Below are 24,918 nucleotides of genomic sequence, written 5' to 3'. Positions count from 1 at the left end.
CTGCCACCACCGTTGACCTGTCGCTCACCACATGAGCAGGGCCAGGGCCTCGTCGTCGAGATGATCCTGGGCCAGAAGCCGGCGGACGGCGCGCTGTCTCAGGGTGGCGGCGTCGGCCCCCCAGTCCGCGGTGACGTCCCACCACTCGGGCCACATGGAGGTGACGGCCACCGCCTGCGCGGTGCGCTGTGCCGGGTGGCGGCCGTGCCCGTCCAGCAGCGGTCCCGGAGCCGGGGAGGGAAGGACGCCGCCCAGCAGCCACAGCGCCGCGAGGGCGTCGGCGTCCGGATCCCGGCCGGGCTCCAGAAGCATGCTCCGCTCGGCGCGCACCAGCGGATCGTCGAGGTCGACCGGGCTCTCCAGCGGCCCCGGCCGGGGGCCGCCGCCGATGCTGGCCAGGGAGGCCGCCAGAGCGTGGGCCATCAGAGTGCCCGGTGCCTCGACGGGCAGCCGCGACAGCGCCTCCAGTGCCGCATTCCAGATATCGGTGTCGGCTGTGACCGAGGACCGGGTCAGCGCGGTGACGACCGTGAGCAGGTCGGCGCCCGGTCGCGACAGCAGGTTCTCCAGGGCTTCGTCGACCATCTCAAGGGCCACCCGGTCGACGTCGGCGGCCTCCGCGGCCCGGGTGAGGATCCACAGCCGGGGACCGTCGGCGCGGCGGACGTCGAGGCTGCGCATGATCTCCCCGCCACGAATCCGCCGGACGGCGGCGAAGGACGGCGCCCAGCCGAGCGCCAGCCGGGTGGTGCCGCGGGACTGGCGGACCTCCAGCTCGTGGAGCCCCGGCCGGCCCGCCAGCACCTGTCCGTCGGTCTCGGCGCCGTCCATCATGAGCCCGGCGTCGGGGGTGTCGCACCAGATCTCGGCGCCGTCGGTCTCGATGAGTTCGGCCGGCAGCCAGTCGGGAAGGTCTCGCAGCAGCTGCCGCGGCGAGGTGACCTCGTGTCCGCGCCAGGAGCAGCTGACCGCCTCGCCGGCGTCCAGCTCGATGACCGCGCCCAGGGGGAGGACGCCGTCGTCGCCGATCCGCGAGTCTCCCGCCAGCTGCTTCCACACCAGGTGCCGCCCGTCGCGGGGCGCGGTGGCGACGGCACCGTCGGCCCCCGCCGGCCAGGCGTGGACGGGGGTGTCTGTGAGGAATCGCCAGCGCGGCCCCGGCACCCGGATCCGCCGGTCTCCGATGGCCCTGATGGTGATGCGGATGTCCCAGGTCTCCTCGATGGTGTGGCGGATCCGCATGCGAGCCCCGTCGGGGTGCTCGGCGGTCACCTCGAGTTCCCGGCCGCCGCACTCCAGATCGACGGGCCGCCACGGCGGGGGGGCGTCGACCGACACCAGGCCCGCGGCCGTGCGGGTGGCGGCGACCGGCCAGCCGTGGGCATCGGTGGTGAGGCTGAGGACGGTCCGGTCCCAGAGGTCGTCGCTCATCGGTGCCTCCGCTGGCAGCGCGGGCACCAGAAGAGGTGCCGTCCGCCGAGATCGGTCTGGCGGACCGGTGCCCCGCAGACCAGGCAGGGCTGTCCCGCACGCCGGTACACGTACACCTCTCCGCCGTGCCGGTCGACCCGCGGGGGCCGTCCCATCGCCTCGGGGGTGTGCTCGGCGGCGACGGTGTCGATGCGGCCGTTCGCCACGCCCAGGCGCATCAGATCGACCAGATCGGCCCAGATGCGGGTCCAGGTGGCGTGGCTGAGCCGGTTGCCCGGGGTCGTCGGATCCAGCCGGGCCCGGAACAGCACCTCGGCCCGATAGATATTGCCGACCCCGGCGGCGATCGACTGGTCCATCAGCAGTGCCGCGACGGACCGGGAGCTGCGATGGACGGCCCGCCAGGCACGCTCGGGATCGGCGTCGTCACGGATGGGATCGGCGCCCACGGTGGCCAGCACTGCGCGGCGCTCGTCGTCGGTCAGCAGTCGGCACCACTGCGGCCCGCGCAGGTCCGCCACCGATGTGGAGTTCTCGATCCGCAGCCTCACCTGGCCGTGCACCGGGGTGACCGGCCCTACTGTGAGGCGTCCGATCAGACCCAGGTGGATATGCACCCAGTGAGCCTCGGGGGCCGCGAAGTCGATGAAGAGGTGCTTTCCCCAGGCCTCGGCTCCGCGCAGCACCGTCCCGTCCAGGTGCACCGACTCCACCGCGAATCGCCCCTGCGGGGAACTCACCGAGACCTCGTGGCCCTCGAAGACTGCAGTGAGCTCGTCGGCGAGCCGATGGATGACGTGCCCCTCGGGCAAGTGGACCTCCTGTGGTGGAATGGCGGGGTGAGCAGACAGGGCAGGAATTCTGGCACCCAGCGGCACACCGGTCCGGTGATCGATCGCGTGCGTGCGCTGCGAGCCCGCGACCTCCACCACAGTAGCGACCGGACCGGGACCCCGGTCCCGGGAACGCCCCCGCAGATGCCGGCTCCGGGTCAGGAGTGGGGCGTCATCCTGGCCGACCTGCGGCGACGAGCCGAGGGGGACTCTCCGTCGACCGACTGAGCCCACCCGTGGCGCGAGGCCCGCGTCAGATACTGCCCGTGTTCTCCCAGGCGGCGAGCTGGTCGATTCGGCGCTGGTGACGCTCGGCCCCGGAGAAGGGGGTGGACAGGAAGGTCTGCACCCATTTCCAGGCCTCCTCGACGGGCTGCATGCGCCCGCCGAGGGAGATGACATTGGCGTCGTTGTGCTCGCGGGCCAACTTCGCGGTCTCGTCGCTGTAGACCAGGGCGGCGCGGATGCCGTCCACCTTGTTCGCGGCGATCTGCTCGCCGTTGCCGGAGCCGCCGCAGACGATTCCCAGGGAGCCGGGCTCGGCGACGACCGCACGGGCGCAGGTGATGCAGGGCTTCGGGTAGTCGTCCTCGGGGTCGTACTCGGTCGCACCGTGGTCCACGACGTCGTAACCGGCGGCCAGCAGCTGTTCCTTGAGGTACTGCTTCAGCTCGAAAGCAGCATGATCGGTGGCGATATGCACATGCGAGGGTGTGAAACTCATGGGGTCATCCTCCCATCGCCGCGCCCTGCGGGGGCCACGGGGCCGCGATTCAGTCCGCTGCTCACCAAGGGTGGATACCGTGGGGCCCATGTCCGAGATCCAGGAAAGCCCTCAGCTGCCCCAGCCCTACCGCCTGACCCGCGTCGTCTCAGACGGCCGGCTCACCGATGAGCTGGCCAATGTGTCGCGTGCGGTGAATCTCGGCTTCCACATGGCCGAACCCGATCATGATTTCCTCGTCCACTACGCCGATCATGTGGCCGGGGAGAGGCTGTGGGCGGTCCGCGGACCCGAGCCGGAGCTCGAGCTGCCGGGCCTTCCGGTGGCCACCCTGGCCAGTTACGACTCGACGGTGAATACCGGCCATGGCCATCTGGAGCCGGCCGACTTCATCACCGACGTCACCGTCCGCCCGACCCATCGCCGTCGCGGCATCCTGCGCGGACTCATCAGCCATGACCTGGCAGTGGCCCGGGAGTCCGGCCGCTCGATGGCCGTCCTGACGGCCACCGAAGGGGCCATCTACGGCCGCTTCGGCTTCGGGGTCTCCAGCCACGACCAGCGCGTCGAGGTCATCAGCGACGGTCGGTTCACCCTGGCCCACGAGCCGGAGGGCTCTGTGCAGATGGTCGCCGCCGATGAGATCGACGACGTGCGCCGCGAGGTCTTCGACGCCTTCCACCGCTCCCACCGGGGCTCCCACGGCCGTCTGGACTGGTGGGTGGAGTTCGCCGCCGGACGCTGGGACTACGAGGATCAGAAGCCCAACCGGCGGGTCCGCTCGGCGGTCCACCGGGATGCGGACGGACGGCCGGACGGCGTCGTCTCCTACGAGGTGACCGAGAGTTTCGGCTCGACCCTCAAGGTGCGGGACATGGAGGCGGTCACCACGGAGGCCGAGCTGGCGCTGTGGGAGTTCCTGGCCTCGATCGACCTGGTGACCCGGATCACCGCCTCGAAGGTGAACCCCTCGACGCCGCTGCCCTGGGCGGTGCGCGACCCACGGGTGGTGCGGTTCACCGGCAATGCGGACCTCACCTGGCTGCGGATCCTCGACGTCGCCCGGGCCCTGGCGGTCCGCGGCTGGGACCACACCGGATCGGTGACCCTGCGCGTCATCGACCCGCTGGAGTGGTGCTCGGGCGCCTACCGCGTCGATGTCGCGGAGGCCGGCTCACCGGCCGAGGTGACGCCTGTCCGCGACCGGGACGCCGTGGCCCTCGACATCGCCTCGCTGGGCTCGCTGTACTTCGGCACCGTCCGGGCCGAGGCGCTAGCCGGCGCCCGGCGGCTGCGCGGCACCCCCGATCAGGTCCGCACCGTCGCCAGGCTCTTCGCCACCGACGACACCCCCCACAACATCACGGAGTTCTGATGACCTGGATCGATCCCGATCTGACGCTCACGGGTCGGCTGGTGCGTCTGGAGCCTCTGTCTGCGGGCCATCTGGACGGCCTGGTGGAGGCGGTGCGCGACGGCGATCTGGGGGAACGGCTGTGGTGGACGTCGACCCCGTCGCCGGAACGGATGGCCGAGGACATCGCCTCCAAACTCGCGGCCCGCGACGCCGCAACGATGGTGCCCTTCGCCTGCATACGGCGCCGCGACGGGCAGCCTCTGGGCGTCACCACCTACTACGACCTGACGCCGGACGTGCCCCGCCTGGAGATCGGCTACACGTGGACCCGCGCCTCGGCCCAGGGCACCGGCGCCAATGCCGACTCCAAGCTGCTGCTCATCGGGCATGCGATGGAGCAGCTCGGCTGCCAGCGGGTCGGGCTGCGCACCAAGTGGACCAACCAGCAGTCCCGGGCGGCGATCGAACGGCTCGGGTTCCGGCTCGACGGGGTGCTGCGGGCCTATGCCCGGCACGCCAACGGCGTCCTGGACGACGCCGTGTGCTACTCGCTGCTGGCCCACGAGTGGCCGGCGGCGAAACTCCGCCTCCAGGATCGGGTGGCCCGCCACCTGGGCTGAGGTCCGGGCGAGTACTCACCCGACGGTCGGGACCCTCTGGGGTCCGTTGTCAAGGAGGTGGCGGAACCCCGCCTCGTCGAGGATCGGGCGGCCCAGGTCCCGGGCCTTCGTCTCCTTCGATCCGGCGTTGGCGCCCACCACCACGTAGTCGGTCTTCTTCGACACCGAGCCGGCCGCCTTGCCTCCTCGCGCCAGGATGGCCTCCTTGGCCTCATCCCGGGTGAATCCCTCCAGGGAGCCGGTGACCACCACCGTCAACCCCTCCAGGACCTGCTGAGGGGCCTCGGATGCGTCGTCGGCCATCCGCACCCCGGCGGCCTCCCAGCGCTCGACGATCTCGCGGTGCCAGTCGACGGTGAACCAGTCGAGCACCGACTCGGCGATCACCCGGCCCACCCCGTCGGTCTCGGCGAGATCGTCGACCGAGGCGTCGCGGATCGCCTGAACCGAACCGAAGCGCGCGGCCAGCGCGCGGGCCGCCGTGGGCCCCACGTGCCGGATCGACAGCGCCACCAGTACCCGCCACAGGGGCTGGCTGCGGGCCTTGGTCAGCTCGTCGAACATCTTCTTCGTATTGGCGCTCGGCACCGAGGGCTTCTTCGCGGTGGGCTTGGTCCAGAAGTACAGCTCCTGCTGCCAGGGCCCCGGTTCCCCCTTGACCTTGCGGCGTCGCCACACCTTGACGTCGCTGACGTCGTCGGCGGTGAGCTCGAACAGCCCGGCCTCGCTGGACAGCACCGGGGTCTGCGGTTCGGGCATCTCCCCCTCCGCATCCTCGGGGGCCGGCCTGGAGTACTCGGGATCGGTGAGTGCGATGGCGGCCTCCCAGCCCAGCGCCTCGATGTCCAGGGCGCCGCGACCGGCCAGGGCGGCGACCCGCTCGCGCTGCTGAGAGGGGCAGGAGCGGGAGTTCGGGCAGCGCAGGTCCTTGTCGCCCTCCTTCTCGTAGGCCAGGGTCGTGCCGCACGACGGGCAGCTGTCGGGCATCACGAACTCGCGCTCGGTGCCGTCGCGCAACGCCACCACCGGGCCGAGGATCTCGGGGATGACGTCGCCGGCCTTGCGCAGTACCACGGTGTCGCCGATGAGCACGCCCTTGCGCTTCACCTCGGAGGCGTTGTGCAGGGTGGCCATCTCGACCGTGGAGCCGGCCACGGTCACCGGCTCCATCACACCGAAGGGGGTCACCCGGCCGGTGCGCCCGACGTTGACCTGGATGTCCAGCAGCCTGGTGTTGACCTCCTCCGGAGGGTACTTGTAGGCCACCGCCCAGCGGGGCGCCCGGGATGTGGCTCCCAGTGCGCGCTGCACGGACATGTCGTCCATCTTGACGACGACCCCGTCGATCTGGTGTGACGCCTCGTCGCGATGCTCCCCCCAGTGGCGGACGAAACTCAGCACCGCGGCCCGGGTGCCGACCAGTTTGTAGTAGGGCGAGACCGGTAGCCCCCACTCGGCGAGCTTGTCGTAGGCCTTGCCCTGGCTGGGGAACTGGTAGCCCTCCACCCGGCCCAGACCGTGGCAGATCATCGACAGCGGCCGGTCGGCCGTGATCCTCGGATCCTTCTGGCGCAGCGACCCGGCCGCCGCGTTGCGCGGGTTGGCGAAGGGCGGCTTGCCGACCTCCACCAGGTGGGCGTTGAGATCCTCGAAGTCCGTGACGGGGAAGAACACCTCGCCGCGCACCTCCAGCAGATCGGGGATGTCGTCGCCGCTCAGCCGACGCGGGATGGCGGAGATGGTGCGGACGTTGCCGGTGACGTCCTCACCGACCCGGCCGTCGCCGCGGGTGGCGCCGCTGACCAGCCGTCCGCGCCGGTAGACCAGGTCGATCGCCAGACCGTCGATCTTCAGCTCGCACAGATACCTTGTCCTCTCGGGGGCCTCGGCGCCGGCCCGGGCCATCCAGGCCTCCAGGTCGTCGATGGTGAACACGTCGTCGAGGCTGAGAAGCCGTTCGATGTGCTCGACGGGGGCGAAGTCGGTGATCTTCTGCGGGGCGCCGACCCGCTGGGTCGGGGACTCGGGGGTGCGCAGCGCTGGGTTGGCCTCCTCCAGCTCCTGGAGCTCGATCATCAGCCGGTCGTACTCGGCATCGGAGATGGTCGGGGCGTCCTCGCCGTAGTAGGCCTGCTGGGCGGCCTCGATGCGGGCCACCAGATCGCCCCAGTGCTGCCGCGGCTCGGACTCCTCGGCGCTGCCCTCCACAGGGGTCTGCTCGTTCACCATGTCTCTATCCTTGCGCACCCCGGTGACACTCGGCCGATCGCGGCGCAGGCCCGACCCGCGGCGCGAGGCAAGCGACGTGGACGAGATTCGAGCGTCAACGACCGCCACGAGAGCGGTGCAGGGGGAGTCGGCTCCCCCGCCTCAATCAAATACGGGCCCCACCGTGCGGGTGCGCTTGAGTTCGAAGAAGCCGGGGTAGGCGACCATCTTCTCGAAGCCGTCGAAGAGCTCGCCGGCCTGCTCCCCCTTGGGCGCCGGGGAGATCACCGGGCCGAACAGCGCCATCCCGTTCAGGTGGATCACCGGGGTGCCGACGTCCTGACCCACCGGATCCATGCCCTGGTGGTGAGAGGCGATCATCGCCTCATCGAACTCCTCGGTGGTCGCCCGCGTCGCGATGTCGGGGTCGTATCCGCACTCGCTCAGCGCTTGCGCGACCGTCGCCTCGTCGTGCGGCGCCTTCTGGAGGTGGTAGCGGGTGCCCAGTGCGGTGTAGAAGGGGCGCACGGCCTCGTCGCCGTAGGTCTCCACGACGCCGGTGGCCGCCCGGGCCCCGATCCACGCCCGGTCCATCTCCTTGCGGTAGCCCTCCGGGAGGTCGCGGCCCTGGTTGAGCACGGCCAGGCTCATCACGTGGAAGACGGTGTGCACGTCTCGCACCTCCTCCACCTCGAGCATCCACCTGGAGGTCATCCAGGCCCAGGGACAGGCGGGATCGAACCAGAAGTCAACTGTCGTCGTCATGTCCCCAAGTCAACCCGCCCCGGGCCGACCGCGGGAGGCCCGGGGCGACGACGTCCGCCATGTTCGCGGTCGGCTCACAGCCGGGCGGCCAGAACTCCCCGGCCCTCGCATCACGGTCCCGCGATTCCGCGGAACCGCCCCGCCTGCGGCCCCGGGAGCGCCGGGCAGCCGATACAGTCTGGCCAGGAAGCGGATACCGATCAGGAGAGCCCGCGCCGACTCGCATACGGAGGCACCATGAATCCGGTGAATATCACCCGCGATGAGGCGGAGCAGCGCTCGCGCATCGTCACCGCCCACTCCTACCGGGTGGTCGTCGACCTGTCGGGCCGTGATCCCCAGGGCAACCCGCTCGCCGATCCCGCCGGCACCTTCGTCTCCTCGTCGACGATCAGCTTCTCGAGTACCGGGGAGGCGACCCACGCCGATCTCATCGCCGACGGCGTCTACGCCGCCGAGCTCGACGGGGTTCCGCTGGATCCGGCTCTTCACCACGACCACCGGTTCCCGATCGAGGCCGGGGTCGGCGATCACGAGCTGACCGTCGTCGCGCTGTGCCGCTACTCCCACTCGGGCGAGGGGCTGCACCGATTCGTCGATCCGGCGGACGACCGGGTCTACCTGTACACCCAGTTCGAGATCGCCGATGCCCGCCGAATGTATGCGAACTTCGAACAGCCCGATCTCAAGGCCGCCTTCGCCCTGAAGGTCCTGGCGCCACAGGGATGGACGGTCATCTCGAACGGCACCACCCCCGAGCCCTCCGACGGCCCTTACGAGGGGATCGCCACCTGGCAGTTCCCCGCGACCCCGCCGATCTCGACCTATCTGACCGCTCTGGTGGCCGGCCACTACGCCGTCGACCACGGCACGGTGCGGACCCGCGAGGGCAAAGACATCGGCGCCGACATCCTCTGCCGCCGATCGATGACCGAGTTCCTGGATGCCGAGCGGATCCGCACCACCACCCAGCGCGGGTTCGAGGTCTACGAGGAGGAGTTCGGCCACCCCTACCCCTTCGGCAAGTACGACCAGTCCTTCGTCCCCGAGTTCAACGCCGGTGCGATGGAGAACGCCGGCTGCGTCACCCACCGCGACGACTACCTGTTCCGCTCCCGGGTGACCTCGGCCCAGTACGAGGCCCGCGACAACACGATCCTCCACGAGCTGGCGCACATGTGGTTCGGCGACCTGGTGACGATGACCTGGTGGGATGATCTGTGGCTCAACGAGTCCTTCGCCGAGTGGGCCTCCCACCACTGCCAGGAGAAGATCGCCGCGAAGCACGGCGGGGTGAACCCGTGGGTGTCCTTCGCCAACCAGCGCAAGACCTGGGGGTACCGGCAGGATCAGCTGCCCACCACCCATCCGATCGCCGCCGACATGGTGGATCTGGCGACGGTGGAACAGAACTTCGACGGCATCACCTACGCCAAGGGGGCCTCGACCCTCAAGCAGCTGGTCGCCTTCGTCGGCGAGGAGCAGTTCCTCGTCGGGGTTCGCGCCTACCTGGAGGCCCACAAATTCGCCAACAGCCGGCTCTCCGACCTCCTCGAAGAACTGCAGAAGGCCAGTGGACGCGATCTGTCCGGTTTCACCCGGGAATGGCTGCGCACCCCCGGCGTCAATACCGTGCGGCCCGACTTCGACGTCGACGAGGACGGCAACTTCACCCGTTTCGACATCGTCCAGAGCGCGCCGGCGCGGTTCCCCACCCTGCGGACCCATCGGATGGGGATCGGCATCTACTCCCTCACCCAGGACGGGCTGGTGCGCACCGACGGCCTGGAGGTCGACGTCCACGGGGAGCGGACGCCGATCGCCGCCCTTGCCGGGCGCGCCCGCGGCGACCTGGTCCTGCTCAACGACGCCGATCTCAGCTACGTCAAGGTCCGGCTCGACGAGCACAGCCTGAAGACCCTCACCGAGCACATCGCCGCCCTGAGCGATCCGCTCGCCAGGGCGCTGTGCTGGGGGGCGGCCTGGGACATGTGCCGCGACGCGGAACTGCGGGCGCAGGACTACGTCGCCCTGGTCATCGGAGGTCTGGGCAGCGAGACCGATCTCACGGCGGTCCAGTCGCTCATCCGCCAGGCCACCACCGCGGTGCTGTCATATACCGCCCCCGAACTGAGGTCCGAGGTCCGGACCGCCCTCATCAGCGCGATCGCCGTCCAGCTCAAGGACACCGAGCCCGGCGGCGACCACCAGGTGGCTCTCGCGGGCGGGCTGCTGGCGGTTCTCGGGGCCGAGGGGGCCGACCTGCTGACGGGCTGGCTGACCGGCGAGGAGGTCCCCGAGGGGCTGGTCGTCGACCAGGGCATGAGGTGGCGGATCATCGCCGCCCTGGCACGGCTGGGGAGGGCCGAGGAGCAGCTCATCGCCGACGAGCAGGACCGCGACAACACGATCGCCGGGGCCCAGGCCGCCGCCGGGGCGCGGGCGGCGGTCCCCACAGCCGAGGCCAAGGCCACCGCCTGGAAACGAGCGACCGATGAACGCGGCGTCCCCAATGAGACCTACCGCGAGATCGTCAGCCACTTCATCAATCCGGACCAGCAGGAGGTGCTGGCGCCCTACGCCGCGAAGTACCTCCAGCTGTGCGCCGCGGTGGACGCCGGGGAGGGTCAGTGGGCCACGGCCGGACACGCTCAGATCCAGAACGCCCTCCAGTGGCTGTTCCCGGTTGAGAATGCCGACCGCGCCTGGCTCGACGAGCTGCGCCAGTGGGCGTCGTCGCGCACCCTCACCAGCACGGTGAACAGGGTGCTCCTCGAGGAGTCCGATGCCGCCGAGAGGGCCCTGCGCTGCCAGGCGAGGAGTCTGTCCTGAGGCGGGCCGTCAGCTCAGCTGCGCGTGCTGGGGAGGTTCGGGGGTCGGTGCCGCTGCCGAATCCTCGGGATCGGCGATCTCGGCCTCGACCTCCTCATGACGGCTGGCGCGCAGCCATCCCGGGGCGTGACCGATGAGGGCGAAGAGCACCGCGACCGCGATCGGGGCCAGGAAGCAGAGCACGAACACATGGAATCCGCTGTATGAAGCCGCCGGCCAGCCGGGCAGCACCTTCATCGGGACCAGAGTGTTCATCACAACAGCGGCTTCGCTCATAGGCGGAAGACTAGCCCAGTGCGGCCCCGGCTGCCCGCCTCCCGATCACCGGGACAGCGCCTCCCGGCGGACCTGCCAGAATTGAAATCGATCGATCACAGGAGGAGCAGATGTCCGATTCGAGTGCACAGGCCGATGTCGGCGTCATCGGTATGGCGGTGATGGGGTCGAATCTGGCCCGCAACATGGCGCACAAGGGGTTCCGGGTGGCGCTGTACAACCGGACCGCGGCCCGCACCGATCAGGTGATGGCCGACCACGGCGACGAGGGGGTGTTCCTGCCCTCCCATGAGCTGGACGATTTCGTCGCCTCTCTGGAGCGTCCGCGACGGGTCGTGATGATGGTCAAGGCCGGCGCCGGTACCGATGCCGTCATCGGCGAGGTGGTCCCACTGCTGGAGCCCGGCGACATCCTGGTCGACGGAGGCAACTCCTTCTTCAAGGACACCCGTCGCCGTGAGGCCGCGCTGCGCGAGACCGGCATCCACTACGTCGGCACCGGGATCTCCGGTGGCGAGGTCGGCGCCCTGGAGGGGCCGTCCATCATGCCCGGCGGCTCGAAGGAGTCCTACAAGGCGATCGGGCCGGTGCTGGAGAAGATCTCGGCCCACGTCGACGGCGAGCCGTGCTGTGCCTGGATGGGCACCGACGGGGCCGGGCACTTCGTCAAGATGGTGCACAACGGCATCGAGTACGCCGACATGCAGTTCATCGGCGAGGCGCACGCGCTGCTGCGCGCGGCGGGCCTGTCCAACGCGGAGGCCTCCGAGGTCTTCGCCGGCTGGAACACCGGCGACCTGGATTCGTATCTGATCGAGATCACCTCGCGGGTGCTGGCCACCAAGGATCCGCGCGGTACCGGCCAGGACCTGGTCGACGTCATCGCCGATGCCGCGGGCATGAAGGGCACCGGCACCTGGACGGTGCAGACCGCACTGGAGATGGGGGTCGGCGTCTCCACCATCGGCGAGGCGGTCTTCGCCCGCGCCGTCTCCAGCGCCCCGGCGCTGCGCGCCGCGGGCCAGGCCGCACTGCAGGGCCCCGACCGGCAGATCGCGGTCGAGGACCGGCAGGGGTTCATCGACGACGTCCGCTCGGCGCTGTGGTGCGCCAAGGTGGTGGCCTACTCCCAGGGTCTCGACGAGATCCGCACCGCCGCCCAGGAGTACGGCTGGGAGGTCGACATGGCGAAGGTCGCCTCCATCTGGCGCGACGGATGCATCATCCGTGCCCGGCTGCTGCAGAGGATCCGCGACGAGTACGCCGCCCACGACCTCACAACGCTGCTCGAGGCGCCGTCGGTGAGGGCCGAGCTGGGCGAGTCCCAGGGGGCATGGCGTCGGGTGATCGCCCGCGCCACCGAGGCCGGTGTGCCGGTGCCCGGCTTCGCCTCGGCGCTGGGCTACTACGACCAGGTCCGTGCCCCGCGTCTCAATGCGGCCCTCACCCAGGGACTGCGCGACCTGTTCGGCGCCCACACCTACAAGCGGGTCGACGACGAGGGCTCCTGGCACACGCTGTGGAGCGGGGACGGTTCGGAGATCAGCGCCGACTGACCGCACCCGTTCTGAGTGCGACCGCCCCGTGAGCCACTCACGGGGCGGTCGCACCACAGGGGTCGGCCGGGGATGTCGTTGGGCGGGGGTGGCACCCTCGGCCCCGTGACCTGGCCATCGGCGGAACCCCTGACCACAGGCGATCTGCGCCTCGACCCGCTGCGGGTGGCCGATGCCGGCGAGATGGCCGGGGTACTGGCCGACGAGTCCCTGTACCGGTTCACCGGAGGCTCGGCTCCGGCCCCGAGCCGGCTGCGGGCACGGTACCGCTCGCAGGTACGCGGGGCCTCCAGCGACGGCACGCAGGGATGGCTGAACTGGATCGTGCGTCCCGAGCCGCCCGGAGCGGCTGTCGGGTTCGTCCAGGCTACGCTGGAGCGCCGTTCGCGGACGTTCGAGGACCTGCTCGTGGCCTCGCTGGGATGGGTGGTCGGCCCGGTCTGGCAGGGCCGCGGGATCGCGACCCGAGCCACCGGGGCCGTCCTCGAGTGGCTCGTCTCCCGGGGTGTGGCCGAGTTCAGGGCCCACATCCACCCCGACAACGCGGCCTCGCAGAAGGTGGCGGCCAAACTGGGATTCCGGCCCACCGGGCTGGTTCTGGACGGCGAGATCCGCTGGGTGCTGGAGGTCAGCGGATCTGGATGACCGTGTCGTCAGAGCCCCAAGCCTGATCGGCGGTCAGCACTGGGCCACCGAGCCTGCCGGTGAGAGCCAGGCAGAGACGGTCGGCCAGGGAGAGCCCCGAACCGGTGCGCCACAGGAGCGCAGCGCGCTCGGCGTCCTCGGCGGTCACGGGCTCGACCGCCAGACCGTAGCTGCTCAGCAGTTTGGCGGCGAGGGGCCAGTCCGCCCCGCGCTGCCGCACCTTCTGAGCGACCTCCGACCAGTTGGCCGCACCGATCGCCGCGTCCTCGAGAGCCTCCTCGACCCGATCGGCCCCCGCCTCGCCCTGCAGGAAGGCGAGCACCGCCGAGGCATCGAGCACCGTCACCGGGCGTCCTCCCTCCGGGAGGAGGTGCGGTTCTCATCGCGCGCCTCCGCACGGTCCTCATCGCGCGCCTCCGCACGGTCCTCATCGCGCGCCTCCGCACGGTCCTCATCGCGCGCCTCCGCACGACGCGAGTCCACGAGTTCATCGACGAGGCTCGCTCCGCGGAGCTGGTCGCGCACCAGGGCCTTGGCCTGCTCGCGGGTCGCCAGCAGCACACCGCGGTCGGTCTCCACGAACAGCAGGGGCGTGCCCTGTTCCCAGTTCTGCCGCTGCCGCAGCTCGGCCGGGACGACGAGCCGCCCGCGATCTCCCATCGGAGCCACGAAAGTGGTATTCATGAACCAACAGTACCATCCAGTCACATTCGATGGTCCATGCCCGAGCCGGCCGATGCACCTCCTTCTCGGCTCTGCCGGTCCCCAATGTGGCGCACAGCGGCACACACTCCGCATCCGGGTGACTCTTCGCCGCCTCACGCCACATTGGGGACGCGACGTCAGGAACCCAGCCGGGCGATCTCGCGGGCCAGATCCCGGCGCCAGCCGTCGTGGTCCGGTGACAGCCGCCACTTCGAGGCACTCCAGTGGTCCCGCGAATACAACCAGACCGGCATGGCCAGGCGCGCAGCCGGTTCCCAGTCGTAGCGCGGCCAGATGTGGATGTGCAGGGCCGCATAGGTGTTGCCGAGGATCTCGATGTTGACCCGACGAAAAGCAGAATCCCTGGAGCGGCAGACGTTGGTGACCGCCTCCGCCAGCAGGTCGACGTCGGACAAGTAGGTCAGTCGGTCCTTCCTTGGCAGGTCTGTCAGCACCTCGATACCGGGGCGATCGACCAGAGCGATGCAGTACCCGGGCAGGAACTGCACGTCCCCCATCACGGCGAACGACGTCGCGAGCCTTGCCAGCACGGTCGGATTCTCTCCTCTCAGCGCTGAGACGACACGATCGTCCCGGAAGTCAGTCATGACTGTCACGCTATCGACCGCGCTCGGTCCCCGTGACACCGCTGCCCGACCCTGTCCTCAATGTGGCGTCCGGCGGCGCAGACAGGTGGTGACGGGCCCCGGCGCCGCTGGGCGCCACATTGGGGACGGGTCGTCGGATCGGATCAGGGAAGCTGAACCAGGTGCCCGGCGAGATCGGCCCGGGTGGCATCGTCGATCGGCACCGCGGCTCCCGAGGACGGGTCCACGGACACCAGGACGGTGACCGCCTGAAGGGCGGTGCCCTCGTCGGTGGGGATGGCGGCCGACAGGGTCACCGAGGTGCGACCCAGCCTGGTCAGCGCGGTGTGCACCGGGCAGATCCCGATCTCCGGATGCACCTGGTGACGGTAGGCGATGTCCTGACGGGCCACCACCCACAGCCTGTTGCCGGCCCGCCTCATCCCGGGCGACCAGGAAGTCGTGGACCGGATCCGCGCCTCCTGGAGGTATCCGGCCTGGGCCACATTGTTGACGTGCCCGTAGCGGTCGACATCCGACCAGCGCACCGGGACGTCGACGACCTCGCCGAACCCCGCCACATCGGGGTTGGGGAAATCCGCCCAGTCGGAGGCCGGGCCGCTCATCGCCTCGAAGACCGCGCGTTCGTCGGCTGCCAGCCGTCTCGGCCGGCCCTGCTCGAAATCGAAGGGGCACACCGTCCCCCGCGCCCGGGCCACGTCGACGCCGTGGTGGCGGGCCCGGTACTCCAGCCGGATCCTCGCCGCACCGACGTCCGAGCACCACACGTCGACGTCCAGAGGCTCCTCGTCGACGGTGAATGGGGCGATGAACTCGACATCCTGATCCACCACGACGATCCCGGTACCGAAGAGCTTCTCCACCGGGGTCCCGGCCAGTGCCAGCGAGCGGGCCTCCTGGACAAGCTCGGAGATGCTCACATTGTTGACGTGGCCCTGATAGTCCATGTCCGACCAGCGCAGCGGGATACGGACCCCCACCGGGGCTGAAGATCCCGGCTCCGCATCGGCGGATACTGCCATCAGTCCTCCTTGTCGAAGGGCACAGACTGCTCGTCGGTGTACATCGCCGAGATCTGGTCGGCGTACTCGTCGATCACCTTGCCCCGGCGCACCTTCATATTCTCGGTCACCAGGCCCCGGTCGCCGTCGAGCTCGTGATCGAGGAGGGTGAATTTCTTGACCGTCTCCCAGCGTTCCAGATGGCTGTTGGCCCGATCGACGTAGCGCTGGATCGAGGCTCTGATCTCCGGCTCCTGGGTGAGCTGCTCATAGGACTTCTCGGGGCGGCCGTGGCGCGATCCCCACGCCATCAGGGAATCGTGGTCCAGGGTCAGCAGAGCGACAGCGTACTTGTGCCCCTCCCCCACCACGACGGCCTGGGACAGGTACGGGCAGGCGCCCATCAGCGTCGACTCCACATGCTGGGGAGCGATGTACTTGCCTCCGGAGGTCTTGATCATGTCCCGCTTGCGATCGGTCACGACCAGATGGTCGGCCTCGTCGAAGTATCCGATATCGCCGGTGTGGAACCAGCCGTCCTCGAAGGACTTGCGGGTCCGCTCCGGATCGTCGTGGTAGCCGTTGGCGACGATCGGCCCGCGCACCATCACCTCGCCGTCCTCGGCGATCTGCGCCTCGACGCCGGGACACACCGCGCCCACGGTGCCGAAGCGAGGCCCGAAGCGGCCCTTCTTGGGCACGTTGAAGAAGGCGATGGCCGAGGTCTCGGTGGATCCGTAGCCCTCCACCACGGGGATCCCTGCCGCGAAGAACCAGCGCTGCACCTGGGGCGACAGTTTGGCGCCGCCGGCGATCATCATCCTGATCCGACCGCCCATGGTCTTCTTGAGTTTGGAGAAGACCAGCCTCTCCGCGACGAGCTGGCGGACCGCCAGCCCCTTGGGCATCGGCCGGTCCTCCAGTCGGTAGGGGGCGCTCTCGGATCCCACCTTGAAGGCCCAGGCGGAGACCTGGCCCGCCAGGCCGCCTGCGGTGATGACCCTGGCGCGGACCTTCTCGAAGATCCGCGGCACCCCGCACATGAAGGTGGGGTGCACCTCTCCCATCCCGGTGACGATGCGGTCCACCCGCCCGTCGACCGCCGAGGCGAAGCCGATGGTGATCTGCACCGCCAGCAGGCACTTGCCGAAGACGTGGGCCAACGGCAGCCACAGGTACTGCAGGTCGCCGGGCTCCAGAGGGTCCCAGGACTCCATCGCGACGCCCATGTAGGTCCAGGCGCGGTGCGGCAGCTCGACCCCCTTGGGCTTCCCGGTGGTGCCCGAGGTGTAGATGAGGGTGGACAGGGAGGCCGGGGTGACGGCGTCGATGACCCGCTGGACGCACCCAGGATCGCGACGACGGCGCTTCCACCCCCGCTCGCGCAGCTCGGCCAGAGACATCACCCGGTCGTCCTCGGCCACGGTGCGCCGAGGGGAGTTCGGGGCCCCCTGGATGAGGCGGTCGTCGTCGACGAGGATGATGTGGCGCAGTAGCCCGTCGAGTGCGGGCCGACCGACCACCTTGATGGCCTGCTCGCTGTTCTGGGCGACGTAGATGCTCGACTGCGAGGCGGTGAGAATGTACTCGACGTCCTCGGGATTCGAGTTGGCATAGACGGTGGTGGTGGCCCCGCCGGCGCAGGCGATCCCCAGGTCGACGCGGATCCAGTCCAGCGTCGTGTCGGCGCAGATCGCCACCCGCTGCTCGCGTTCCAGGCCCAGATCGAGCAGCCCGGCCGCCACCTCGTGGCTGTCCTGCTGGATCTGGCTCCAGGTGACCGGGGTCCACTCCTCGGGCCCGTAGGTCTTGTTCTCGGGATACCAGAAGGCCACCGCGTCAGGGGTCTGATCGACCCGTCGCCGGAGCATGTCGCCGAGGTTGCGCGCGCTGCGCGCCAGCAGTTCCTCCCGAACGGCAAGCGTGTCAGTCGTCATTGGTGGGTCGCCCTTTCCCGCTGGTGCCGCATGAAGTTCTCGAGTTCAGCCTCTGGGATCCCCATCTGCGTCGTACAAGGACTCCCACAGGCCACGATAGCGGTTGTCGACCACATTCCTGCGCACCTTGAGGCTGGTCGTGACCATCCCCTCCTCGTCGTCGAGCTCGGTGTCGAGGATCGCGAATCGCTTGACGGTCTCCCAGCGCTCCAGATGGGTGTTCGCACGGTCCACGTAGCGCTGAATGGAGTCATGCACCTGGGGCATCCGGGCGAGTTCGGCGTAGCCGGCCCTCGGATACCCGTGACGGCGACCCCACAGGGCCAGCTTCTCCGGATCCAGGGTCACCAGGGCCACGATGTACTTGTGGCCCTCCCCCAGCGCCACCGCCTGGGACAGGTAGGGGCAGTTGGCCATCAGCGCGGCCTCCACCTTCTGCGGGGCCACGTACTTGCCCCCGGACGTCTTGATGAGATCGGTCTTGCGGTCAGTGATGTGCAGGCAGTCGTTCTCGTCGAGCTCGCCGATGTCACCGGTGCGGTACCAGCCGTCGATGAAGGCGGCAGCCGTCTTCTCGGGCAGGTTGTGGTAGCCACGGGCCACGATGGGTCCCTTCACCAGCACTTCTCCGTCCTCGGCGATCCTCGCCTCGCAACCCGGGCAGACCGGGCCGACCGTCCCGAAGCGGATGGTGCTCGGCTCGGAGAAGAAGGCCACCGCGCACAGCTCGGTGGCACCGTACCCCTCCACGATCGGCACCCCGGCCGAGTAGAACCACTCCTGGACCTGCGGGGAGAGTTTGGCCCCACCCGAGATCATGAACCGCACATCGCCGAGACTCCTGCGCAGCGTGGAGAAGACCAGCCGGTCGGCCACCCGGTAGCGCGCAGCCAACATCGGCGGCATCGGCCGGCCCTGGAGCCGGTAGGGACGCGAGTCGCGGCCGACCGCGAAGGCCCAGTGGGCGATCCGGCTCTGCAGTCGGCCCTGGGGTGCGCGAGTCATGACACCGGCGCGGATCTTCTCGAAGATCCGCGGCACCCCGCACATCACGTCCGGTTTCACCTCCGCGATGCTGCGCACCAGCCGCGGTATGCGGCCCTCGACCGCCTGGGTGACGCCGATCTGGATGCAGATCGCCAGCAGGCACTTGCCGAAGGCGTGGGAGAGCGGGAGCCACAGCAGATGGACGTCGTCGCCGTGGATGAAGTCCTTGTACTCCCAGGCAGCCCCCATATAGGTCCACGACCGGTGTTCGATCTCAACCCCCTTGGGGGTGCCGGTGGTACCGGAGGTGTAGATGAGAGTGGCCAGATCCGTCGGTTCGATCGACTCGATGACCCGGCGCACCAGATCGGGCTCGGCCGCCAGACGACGCCGGCCGCGCGCGATGAGATCGGCCATCGACATGACGCGCTCGTCGCCGGCGTCCCCCTCATCTCCGTCGAAGAGGATGATCGCGCGAACGTGATCGTCGAGTTCGGATCGGGAGCGGATCTTCCTCAGCTGCTCGACGGTGTCGACGAAGACGATTCGCGAGTCGGAATCGGTGAGGATGTAGGAGGTCTCCTCCGCATTCGTGTTGGGGTAGACGGTCGTCGTCGCCCCACCGGCGCAGGAGACGCCCATGTCGGCGACGATCCACTCGGTGCGGGTGCCCGACATGATCGCCGCCCGCTGCTCGCGTTCCAGGCCCAGGTCCAGCAGACCCGCGGCCACGGCGTGGGCCTGACGCCGGAACTCGGCGAATGTCATCGGCACCCAGGTGTTCGCCTCGTCGTCGGCGCCCCGCGGGATGAGGAAGGCGATCCGGTCGGGATGCTCATCGGCCTGCCGGTCCAGCAGCGCCCCGAAATTGCGCGCCGACCTGGCCGTCAGGCCATTCTGCAGGCTCACCGGTGATCACCTCTTCGTCTCGGTTGGATCCGGCCCGATCATCGGGACCAGTTCGATCGACAGGGCTCCGGTCACCTCACATCAACCTGTCCCGACTCTATGGCACCGAGCTCTGGCCGGTTCTCACAACGTCCCGTCGCCCGGCTTGAAGGGTCCGCCCAACCCGGTCCCCCAAGTCTTCCCTCTGCCCGGCCACGCGCGACCGTTCCCGCGCCCACTAGCATGTACGCCATGCCCAATAACGACCTCGAGGAGGCGACGCCCTGGCTCGACAGCGGGGAACAGCAGGTCTGGCGCCGATGGCTGGTCGCCACCGCACAGCTCTACCGGTACCTCGACGAGGGTCTGCGCCCTCACGGGATCGATCTGGCCGAGTACGACGTCCTGGTTCACCTCTCGGAGGCCGAGGACCACCGTCTGAGGATGGGCGAGCTCGCCGGCCAGGTCCACCTCTCACGCTCCCGCCTCACCCACACCGTCTCGCGGATGGAGAGTCAGGGCGTGGTGCTTCGCAGAACAGCCAGCCACGACCGGCGCGGTGTCGTGGCCGTCCTCACCGATGAGGGCATGGCGCTCATCGAATCCGTCGCCGCCCACCACGTCAGGGCGGTACGCAGGGCCTTCATCGACGCCATCGGCCGCAAGGACCTGATGGTGATCGACCGAAGCATGGCGGCCGTCATCGCAGCCACCGATCCGGCCAGCGGTCCCCCTGATCACTGAGTGGCACGCCGTGCCAGACTGACAGGCATGTCCGCACCCACCACTGTCGGCACCGGTCTTCTCGACGACTTCAGGGCGGCCCTCTCCCGGACCGACTCCCGAGCGGTCGACTGCCTTGACGACTCCACCCTCGCCCGCGCCCTGTACTCCAGCGACGCCTCCATCTACCGGGTCGTGCCGCGGGCCGTGGCCCACCCCCGCAGCGTCGAGGAGGTCGCGGCCCTGGTGAGTGCCGCCGCCCAGGCGGGTCTGCCGATCACAGGGCGGGGGGCGGGCACCAGCTGCGCCGGCAATGCGGTCGGCGAGGGGCTCGTCATCGATCTGGCCGCGCACCTGCACACCATCCACTCCCTGGACCCCGAGACCCGCACCGCCGTCGTCGATCCCGGCGTCGTCCAGTCCGCCCTGCAGGCCGCCGGGAAGCCGTACGGGCTGCGCTTCGGCCCCGATCCCTCGACGTCGACCCGCTGCACCATCGGCGGGATGATCGGCAACAACGCCTGCGGCCCGAGGGCGCTGGGCTACGGGCGCACCTGCGACAACGTCGTGGACGCCGACCTGCTCACCGCGGCGGGCACGACGCTCCGCCTGGCGGCCGGTAGCACCGACGATCCGCGGCTGTCTCATCTCCACGATCTGGCGACGGCCAATCTGGGCGTCATCCGCACCGAGTTCGGCACCTTCTCCCGGCAGGTCTCCGGTTACCAGATGGAGCACCTGGCCCCCGAGAACGGGTTCAACCTGCCGGCCTTCATCTGCGGCACCGAGGGCACCCTGGGCCTGGTGACCCGCGCCACGGTCAGACTCGTCGCCGACCCCCCGCACGGGGTCACCGTGGCGCTGGGCTACCCGACGATGGCCGAGGCGGCCGACGCCGTGACAGCCCTGCTGCCCTTCCACCCGGTGGCCTGCGAGGGGATGGACCGTCGCATCGTCGACGTCGTGGCCCGGGCCAAGGGCCCCTCCGCAGTCCCCGACCTGCCGCGCGGCGACGGCTGGATGTTCGTGGAGCTGCGCGGCGACGACGCCGCCGAGGTCGCCTCACGGGCCGAGCAGATGACCGCCGCATCCGGGTGCCTGGAGGGACGGGTGGTCTCCGATCCGAAGGAGGCCTCCGCGCTGTGGCAGATCCGCTCCGACGGCGCCGGGCTGGCCGGCGTCAGCCTGGAGAAGCTGGCCTGGGCGGGCTGGGAGGACGCCGCCGTGCCCCCCGCCGGCCTGGGCGCCTACCTGCGCGACTTCGAGGCCCTGCTGGTCGAGCACGGCCTGCACGGCATGCCCTACGGCCACTTCGGGGAGGGGTGCGTGCACTGCCGCATCGACTACCCCCTGGACGCCGACGACGGCCCGGAGCAGTACCGCGCATTCGTGGAGGACGCCGCCGCCCTGGTGGCCCGCCACGGCGGCTCGGCATCCGGGGAGCACGGCGACGGGCGGGCCCGCTCGGCCCTGCTGCCGGCCATCTACTCCCCCGCCGCGATCTCCCTGTTCGGGCAGGTCAAGGACATCTTCGATCCCGCGAACATTCTCAATCCCGGTGTCCTCGTCGATCCGCGTCCGGTGGAGGCCGACATCCGGATGCACGCGGCCCGCAGGTCTCCGCTGACCAGAAGCCACCCGCGGTTCGCCCACGACGTCCACCAGTGCACCGGGGTGGGCAAGTGCATCGCCGAGAACTCCGCGAACGGCGGGGTGATGTGCCCCTCCTGGCAGGCCACCCACGACGAGAAGGACTCCACCCGGGGACGGGCGAAGGTGCTCCAGGAGATGGTCAACGGCACCCTGGTGCACGGCTGGGACTCCCCCGAGGTGGCCAGGGCCCTCGACCTGTGCCTGGCCTGCAAAGGGTGCGCCCGCGACTGCCCCACCGGCATCGACATGGCCACCTACCGGTCCCGGGTGTTCCACGAGAAGTACTGCGGCAGGCCGCGCCCCCGCTCCCACTACGTGATGGGCTGGCTGCCGCGCTGGGAGCGGCTCATCGCGGCGGTGCCCGGTCTGGCGAGGGTGACGAATGCGGCGCTGGGGGTGCCCGGCATCAAGCATCTGGGACGCTGGGTGGCGGGGGTGGACCAGCGGCGTCCGCTGCCGACCTTCCGGGTCGGCGGGGCGGCCCGCAAGGGGATGGACGCCGAGCACTCCACGACGGCTGCCGAGGCGGTGCGGGCCGGACGCCGCGGCACCGACGCTCCTGCCGGACGAGTGGCGATCTGGGTGGACTCCTTCTCCGACATGCTCGAGGACTGCGATCTGGGCGCCGTGGTGGCGGTGCTGGCCGACGCCGGCTACCGGCCCGAGGTGCTCACCGACGACGTGTGCTGCGGCCTCACCTGGATCACCACCGGGCAGCTCGACGGTGCGAGGAAGAAGCTGCGGGCCGCTCTCGACGTGCTCGCCCCACTGGCCGAGGCCGGCATCCCGATCGTCGGCCTGGAGCCCTCCTGCACCACCGTGTGGCGCTCCGACGCCCTCGAACTGATCGGCGACGACCCGCGCACACAGACCGTCGCGAAGAACGTCCACACCATGGCCGAGATGCTGGAGGCCGCCGGATGGACGCCGCCGAGCCTGGCCGGCCACACCGTCGTCGCCCAGCCCCACTGCCACCACGCCTCGATCCTCGGCTTCGGCCCGGACCAGCGGCTGCTGGAGGCCTCCGGGGCCGACGTCGTCACGGTCGGCGGGTGCTGCGGCTACGCCGGCAACTTCGGGGTGGAGATCGGCCACTACGAGACCTCGGTGGCGGTGGCCGAGCACGACCTGCTGCCGGCCATCGAGCAGGCCGGGCCGGGCGCGATCGTGCTGGCCGACGGGTTCTCCTGCCGGCGTCAGACCTCCGACCTGGCCGGACGCCGCGCCCTCACCCTGGCAGAGCTGCTCGCGGCCCACATCTCCTGAGTGGCGGGGGTATGTGAACGCCCCGCACCCTGATGGGTGCGGGGCATCGCGGATTCCGCTACGGGATCACTCGCCGCGAGTGAGGCGACGGTGCTTGGAGGCGTGCGGACGGGCGGCCTCCGGGCCGAGGCGCTCGATCTTGTTGGCCTCGTAGTCGGCGTAGTTGCCCTCGAACCAGAACCAGCGCGGCACCCCGTCCTCGTCCTCGCCCTCCCAGGCCAGGATGTGGGTGGCGATGCGGTCCAGGAACCAGCGGTCGTGGGATGTGATGACGGCGCAGCCGGGGAACTCCAGCAGGGCGTCCTCCAGGCTGGAGAGGGTCTCCACGTCCAGGTCGTTGGTCGGCTCGTCCAGGATCAGCACATTGCCGCCCTGCTTCAGCGTCAGCGCCAGGTTCAGGCGGTTGCGCTCACCGCCCGACAGCACCCCGGCGGGCTTCTGCTGGTCGGGACCCTTGAACCCGAAGCTGGCCACGTAGGCGCGCGAGGGCACCTCGAAGTTGGCCACCTTGATGTAGTCCAGCCCGTCGGAGACCACCTGCCACAGGTTCTTCTTCGCGTCGATGCCGGCACGGTTCTGGTCGACATAGGAGAAGCTCACCGTCTCCCCCACCTTCAGGGTGCCCGAGTCGGGCTGCTCCTGGCCCACGATCATCTTGAACAGCGTCGTCTTGCCGACGCCGTTGGGCCCGATGATGCCGACGATGCCGGCCCTCGGCAGATCGAAGGACAGGTCCCGGTACAGCAGGTGATCGCCGAAGGCCTTGGTCAGCCCGTTCGCCTCCAGCACCACGCTGCCCAGCCGCGGGCCCGGCGGGATGTTGATCTCGGCGGTGTCGATCTTGCGGTTGCGCTCGGCCTCGGCGGCCAGTTCCTCATAGCGGGCCAGGCGGGCACGGTTCTTGGCATGGCGGGCCTTCGGCGAGGAGCGGGCCCACTCCAGCTCCCGCTCCAGGATCTTGGCGCGCTTGGCGTCCTTCTTGCCCTCGATCTGGAGGCGCTGGCGCTTGGTGTCGAGGTAGGTCGAGTAGTTGCCCTCGTAGCCGCGCAGCTTGCCGCGGTCGACCTCGCAGATCCACTGCGCCACGTTGTCCAGGAAGTACCGGTCGTGGGTGACGGCCAGCACGGCCCCGGCGTAGGAGCGCAGGTGGCCCTCCAGCCAGTTGACCGACTCGGCGTCCAGGTGGTTGGTGGGCTCGTCGAGCAGCAGCAGGTCGGGCGCCTCCAGCAGGAGCTTGCACAGCGCCACGCGGCGTCGCTCGCCACCGGACAGGACGTCGACGGGGGTCTCGGGCGGCGGGCACTGGAGCGCGTCCATCGCCTGGGCGAGCTGGGCGTCGATGTCCCAGGCGTTGGCGGCGTCCAGCTCGGTCTGCAGTTCGCCCATCTCGGCCATCAGGGCGTCGAAGTCGGCGTCGGGATCGGCCATCGCCGCCGAGACCTCCTCGAAGCGGTTGAGCTTCGCCTTGATCTCGCCGACTCCCTCCTCGACGTTCTCCAGGACCGTCTTGTCCTCGGTCAGGGGCGGTTCCTGGAGCAGGATGCCGACCGTGGCGCCCTTGGCCAGGTTCGCCTCGCCGTTGTTGGGCGTGTCCAGGCCGGCCATCAGCTTGAGCATGGTCGATTTGCCGGCGCCGTTGGGCCCCACGACGCCGATCTTGGCCCCGGGGTAGAAGGAGAGGGTGACGTCGTCGAGGATGACCTTGTCTCCCACCGCCTTGCGGACGTTGTGCATGGTGTAGATGAACTCTGCCATCGGCGCTCCTCGTGACTGGCGTGCTGAACTCGCGGCCCTGTGAACCCGGACCTCGTGGACTGGAAAGACCTGGACCGTCGCCGCGTTCCCCCGACCGGGCGACCCCGGCCAGTATGCCAGCCGCGCCCTGCCCGGGCCACCGACGGCG

20 protein-coding genes are annotated in these 24,918 nt (G+C 69.9%); 7 read left to right on the top strand and 13 right to left on the bottom strand.

What is annotated here, in order from left to right:
- Positions 1-24: 24 nt before the first annotated feature.
- The 3 genes from JS278_RS06030 to JS278_RS06015 form a co-directional block, all read right to left on the bottom strand.
- The gene (locus JS278_RS06030; protein ID WP_114044393.1) at positions 25-1,431 is read right to left on the bottom strand and encodes a hypothetical protein; all 1,407 of its coding nucleotides are present in this window, start codon (positions 1,429-1,431) and stop codon (positions 25-27) included.
- Positions 1,428-2,243: an Fpg/Nei family DNA glycosylase gene (locus JS278_RS06025; RefSeq protein ID WP_114044392.1), complete on the bottom strand. Its 816-nt coding sequence runs from the start codon at positions 2,241-2,243 to the stop codon at positions 1,428-1,430. Before JS278_RS06025 ends, JS278_RS06030 begins: the two co-directional genes overlap by 4 nt.
- Positions 2,244-2,517: 274 nt before the next feature.
- Positions 2,518-2,988, bottom strand: a complete 471-nt coding sequence (locus tag JS278_RS06015; protein WP_114044391.1) for a ribose-5-phosphate isomerase — start codon at positions 2,986-2,988, stop codon at positions 2,518-2,520.
- An 88-nt stretch (positions 2,989-3,076) separates the two neighbouring features.
- Between JS278_RS06015 and JS278_RS06010 the strand changes: the two genes are divergently transcribed.
- Positions 3,077-4,363, top strand: coding sequence for a GNAT family N-acetyltransferase (locus JS278_RS06010; protein ID WP_114044390.1), 1,287 nt, complete (start codon positions 3,077-3,079; stop codon positions 4,361-4,363).
- Positions 4,363-4,965 (top strand): GNAT family N-acetyltransferase, encoded by a 603-nt coding sequence (locus JS278_RS06005; RefSeq protein WP_114044389.1) that lies wholly within the window; start codon positions 4,363-4,365, stop codon positions 4,963-4,965. Before JS278_RS06010 ends, JS278_RS06005 begins: the two co-directional genes overlap by 1 nt.
- 15 nt (positions 4,966-4,980) lie before the next feature.
- Here the strand turns inward: JS278_RS06005 and ligA are convergent, their stop codons facing one another.
- Both ligA and JS278_RS05995 read right to left on the bottom strand, forming a co-directional pair.
- A complete protein-coding gene (gene ligA, locus JS278_RS06000; protein ID WP_114044388.1) occupies positions 4,981-7,194 on the bottom strand; it encodes an NAD-dependent DNA ligase LigA in 2,214 nt (737 codons plus the stop codon).
- Between the two features lie 141 nt (positions 7,195-7,335).
- Complete coding sequence (locus JS278_RS05995) at positions 7,336-7,938, bottom strand: mycothiol-dependent nitroreductase Rv2466c family protein (protein ID WP_181833840.1); 603 nt, start codon at positions 7,936-7,938, stop codon at positions 7,336-7,338.
- A 237-nt stretch (positions 7,939-8,175) separates the two neighbouring features.
- On the opposite strand from JS278_RS05995, the gene pepN reads away from it, so the two are divergent.
- A complete protein-coding gene (pepN, locus tag JS278_RS05990; RefSeq protein WP_114044387.1) occupies positions 8,176-10,770 on the top strand; it encodes an aminopeptidase N in 2,595 nt (864 codons plus the stop codon).
- A gap of 9 nt (positions 10,771-10,779) precedes the next feature.
- Here the strand turns inward: pepN and JS278_RS05985 are convergent, their stop codons facing one another.
- Positions 10,780-11,046 carry a hypothetical protein gene (locus tag JS278_RS05985; protein WP_147243158.1) on the bottom strand — a complete coding sequence of 89 codons (267 nt, stop codon included), beginning with the start codon at positions 11,044-11,046 and terminating at the stop codon, positions 10,780-10,782.
- A 110-nt stretch (positions 11,047-11,156) separates the two neighbouring features.
- On the opposite strand from JS278_RS05985, the gene gndA reads away from it, so the two are divergent.
- Together gndA and JS278_RS05975 are read left to right on the top strand one after the other, a co-directional pair.
- Positions 11,157-12,602 carry an NADP-dependent phosphogluconate dehydrogenase gene (gene gndA / locus JS278_RS05980; protein WP_114044385.1) on the top strand — a complete coding sequence of 482 codons (1,446 nt, stop codon included), beginning with the start codon at positions 11,157-11,159 and terminating at the stop codon, positions 12,600-12,602.
- 105 nt (positions 12,603-12,707) lie between these two features.
- Positions 12,708-13,247 carry a GNAT family N-acetyltransferase gene (locus JS278_RS05975; RefSeq protein WP_220150046.1) on the top strand — a complete coding sequence of 180 codons (540 nt, stop codon included), beginning with the start codon at positions 12,708-12,710 and terminating at the stop codon, positions 13,245-13,247.
- Here the strand turns inward: JS278_RS05975 and JS278_RS05970 are convergent.
- The 6 genes from JS278_RS05970 to JS278_RS05945 form a co-directional block, all read right to left on the bottom strand.
- Positions 13,231-13,593, bottom strand: coding sequence for a type II toxin-antitoxin system VapC family toxin (locus JS278_RS05970; protein WP_114044383.1), 363 nt, complete (start codon positions 13,591-13,593; stop codon positions 13,231-13,233). The genes JS278_RS05975 and JS278_RS05970 overlap by 17 nt on opposite strands.
- Positions 13,590-13,931, bottom strand: a complete 342-nt coding sequence (locus JS278_RS16180) for an AbrB/MazE/SpoVT family DNA-binding domain-containing protein (protein ID WP_220150045.1) — start codon at positions 13,929-13,931, stop codon at positions 13,590-13,592. Before JS278_RS16180 ends, JS278_RS05970 begins: the two co-directional genes overlap by 4 nt.
- Before the next feature lie 158 nt (positions 13,932-14,089).
- Positions 14,090-14,560 carry an HIT family protein gene (locus JS278_RS05960; protein WP_114044382.1) on the bottom strand — a complete coding sequence of 157 codons (471 nt, stop codon included), beginning with the start codon at positions 14,558-14,560 and terminating at the stop codon, positions 14,090-14,092.
- Positions 14,561-14,703: 143 nt separating this feature from the next.
- Positions 14,704-15,582, bottom strand: a complete 879-nt coding sequence (locus JS278_RS05955; RefSeq protein ID WP_114044381.1) for an acyl-CoA thioesterase — start codon at positions 15,580-15,582, stop codon at positions 14,704-14,706.
- Positions 15,582-17,498 carry an AMP-dependent synthetase/ligase gene (locus JS278_RS05950; protein ID WP_114044380.1) on the bottom strand — a complete coding sequence of 639 codons (1,917 nt, stop codon included), beginning with the start codon at positions 17,496-17,498 and terminating at the stop codon, positions 15,582-15,584. Before JS278_RS05950 ends, JS278_RS05955 begins: the two co-directional genes overlap by 1 nt.
- A gap of 45 nt (positions 17,499-17,543) precedes the next feature.
- The gene (locus tag JS278_RS05945; RefSeq protein WP_114044379.1) at positions 17,544-19,394 is read right to left on the bottom strand and encodes an AMP-dependent synthetase/ligase; all 1,851 of its coding nucleotides are present in this window, start codon (positions 19,392-19,394) and stop codon (positions 17,544-17,546) included.
- 231 nt (positions 19,395-19,625) lie between these two features.
- On the opposite strand from JS278_RS05945, the gene JS278_RS05940 reads away from it, so the two are divergent.
- Positions 19,626-20,117, top strand: a complete 492-nt coding sequence (locus tag JS278_RS05940) for a MarR family winged helix-turn-helix transcriptional regulator (RefSeq protein ID WP_114044378.1) — start codon at positions 19,626-19,628, stop codon at positions 20,115-20,117.
- A gap of 27 nt (positions 20,118-20,144) precedes the next feature.
- Complete coding sequence (locus JS278_RS05935; RefSeq protein WP_114044377.1) at positions 20,145-23,015, top strand: FAD-binding and (Fe-S)-binding domain-containing protein; 2,871 nt, start codon at positions 20,145-20,147, stop codon at positions 23,013-23,015.
- Between the two features lie 66 nt (positions 23,016-23,081).
- Here JS278_RS05935 and ettA read toward each other — a convergent pair whose 3' ends face one another.
- Positions 23,082-24,770, bottom strand: a complete 1,689-nt coding sequence (gene ettA, locus JS278_RS05930) for an energy-dependent translational throttle protein EttA (protein ID WP_114044376.1) — start codon at positions 24,768-24,770, stop codon at positions 23,082-23,084.
- Positions 24,771-24,918: the final 148 nt, after the last annotated feature.

Origin of the sequence: Acidipropionibacterium virtanenii, from assembly GCF_003325455.1 — a bacterium.
Lineage (GTDB): Bacteria > Actinomycetota > Actinomycetes > Propionibacteriales > Propionibacteriaceae > Acidipropionibacterium > Acidipropionibacterium virtanenii.
This window is presented reverse-complemented; position numbering and strand designations above follow the sequence as displayed.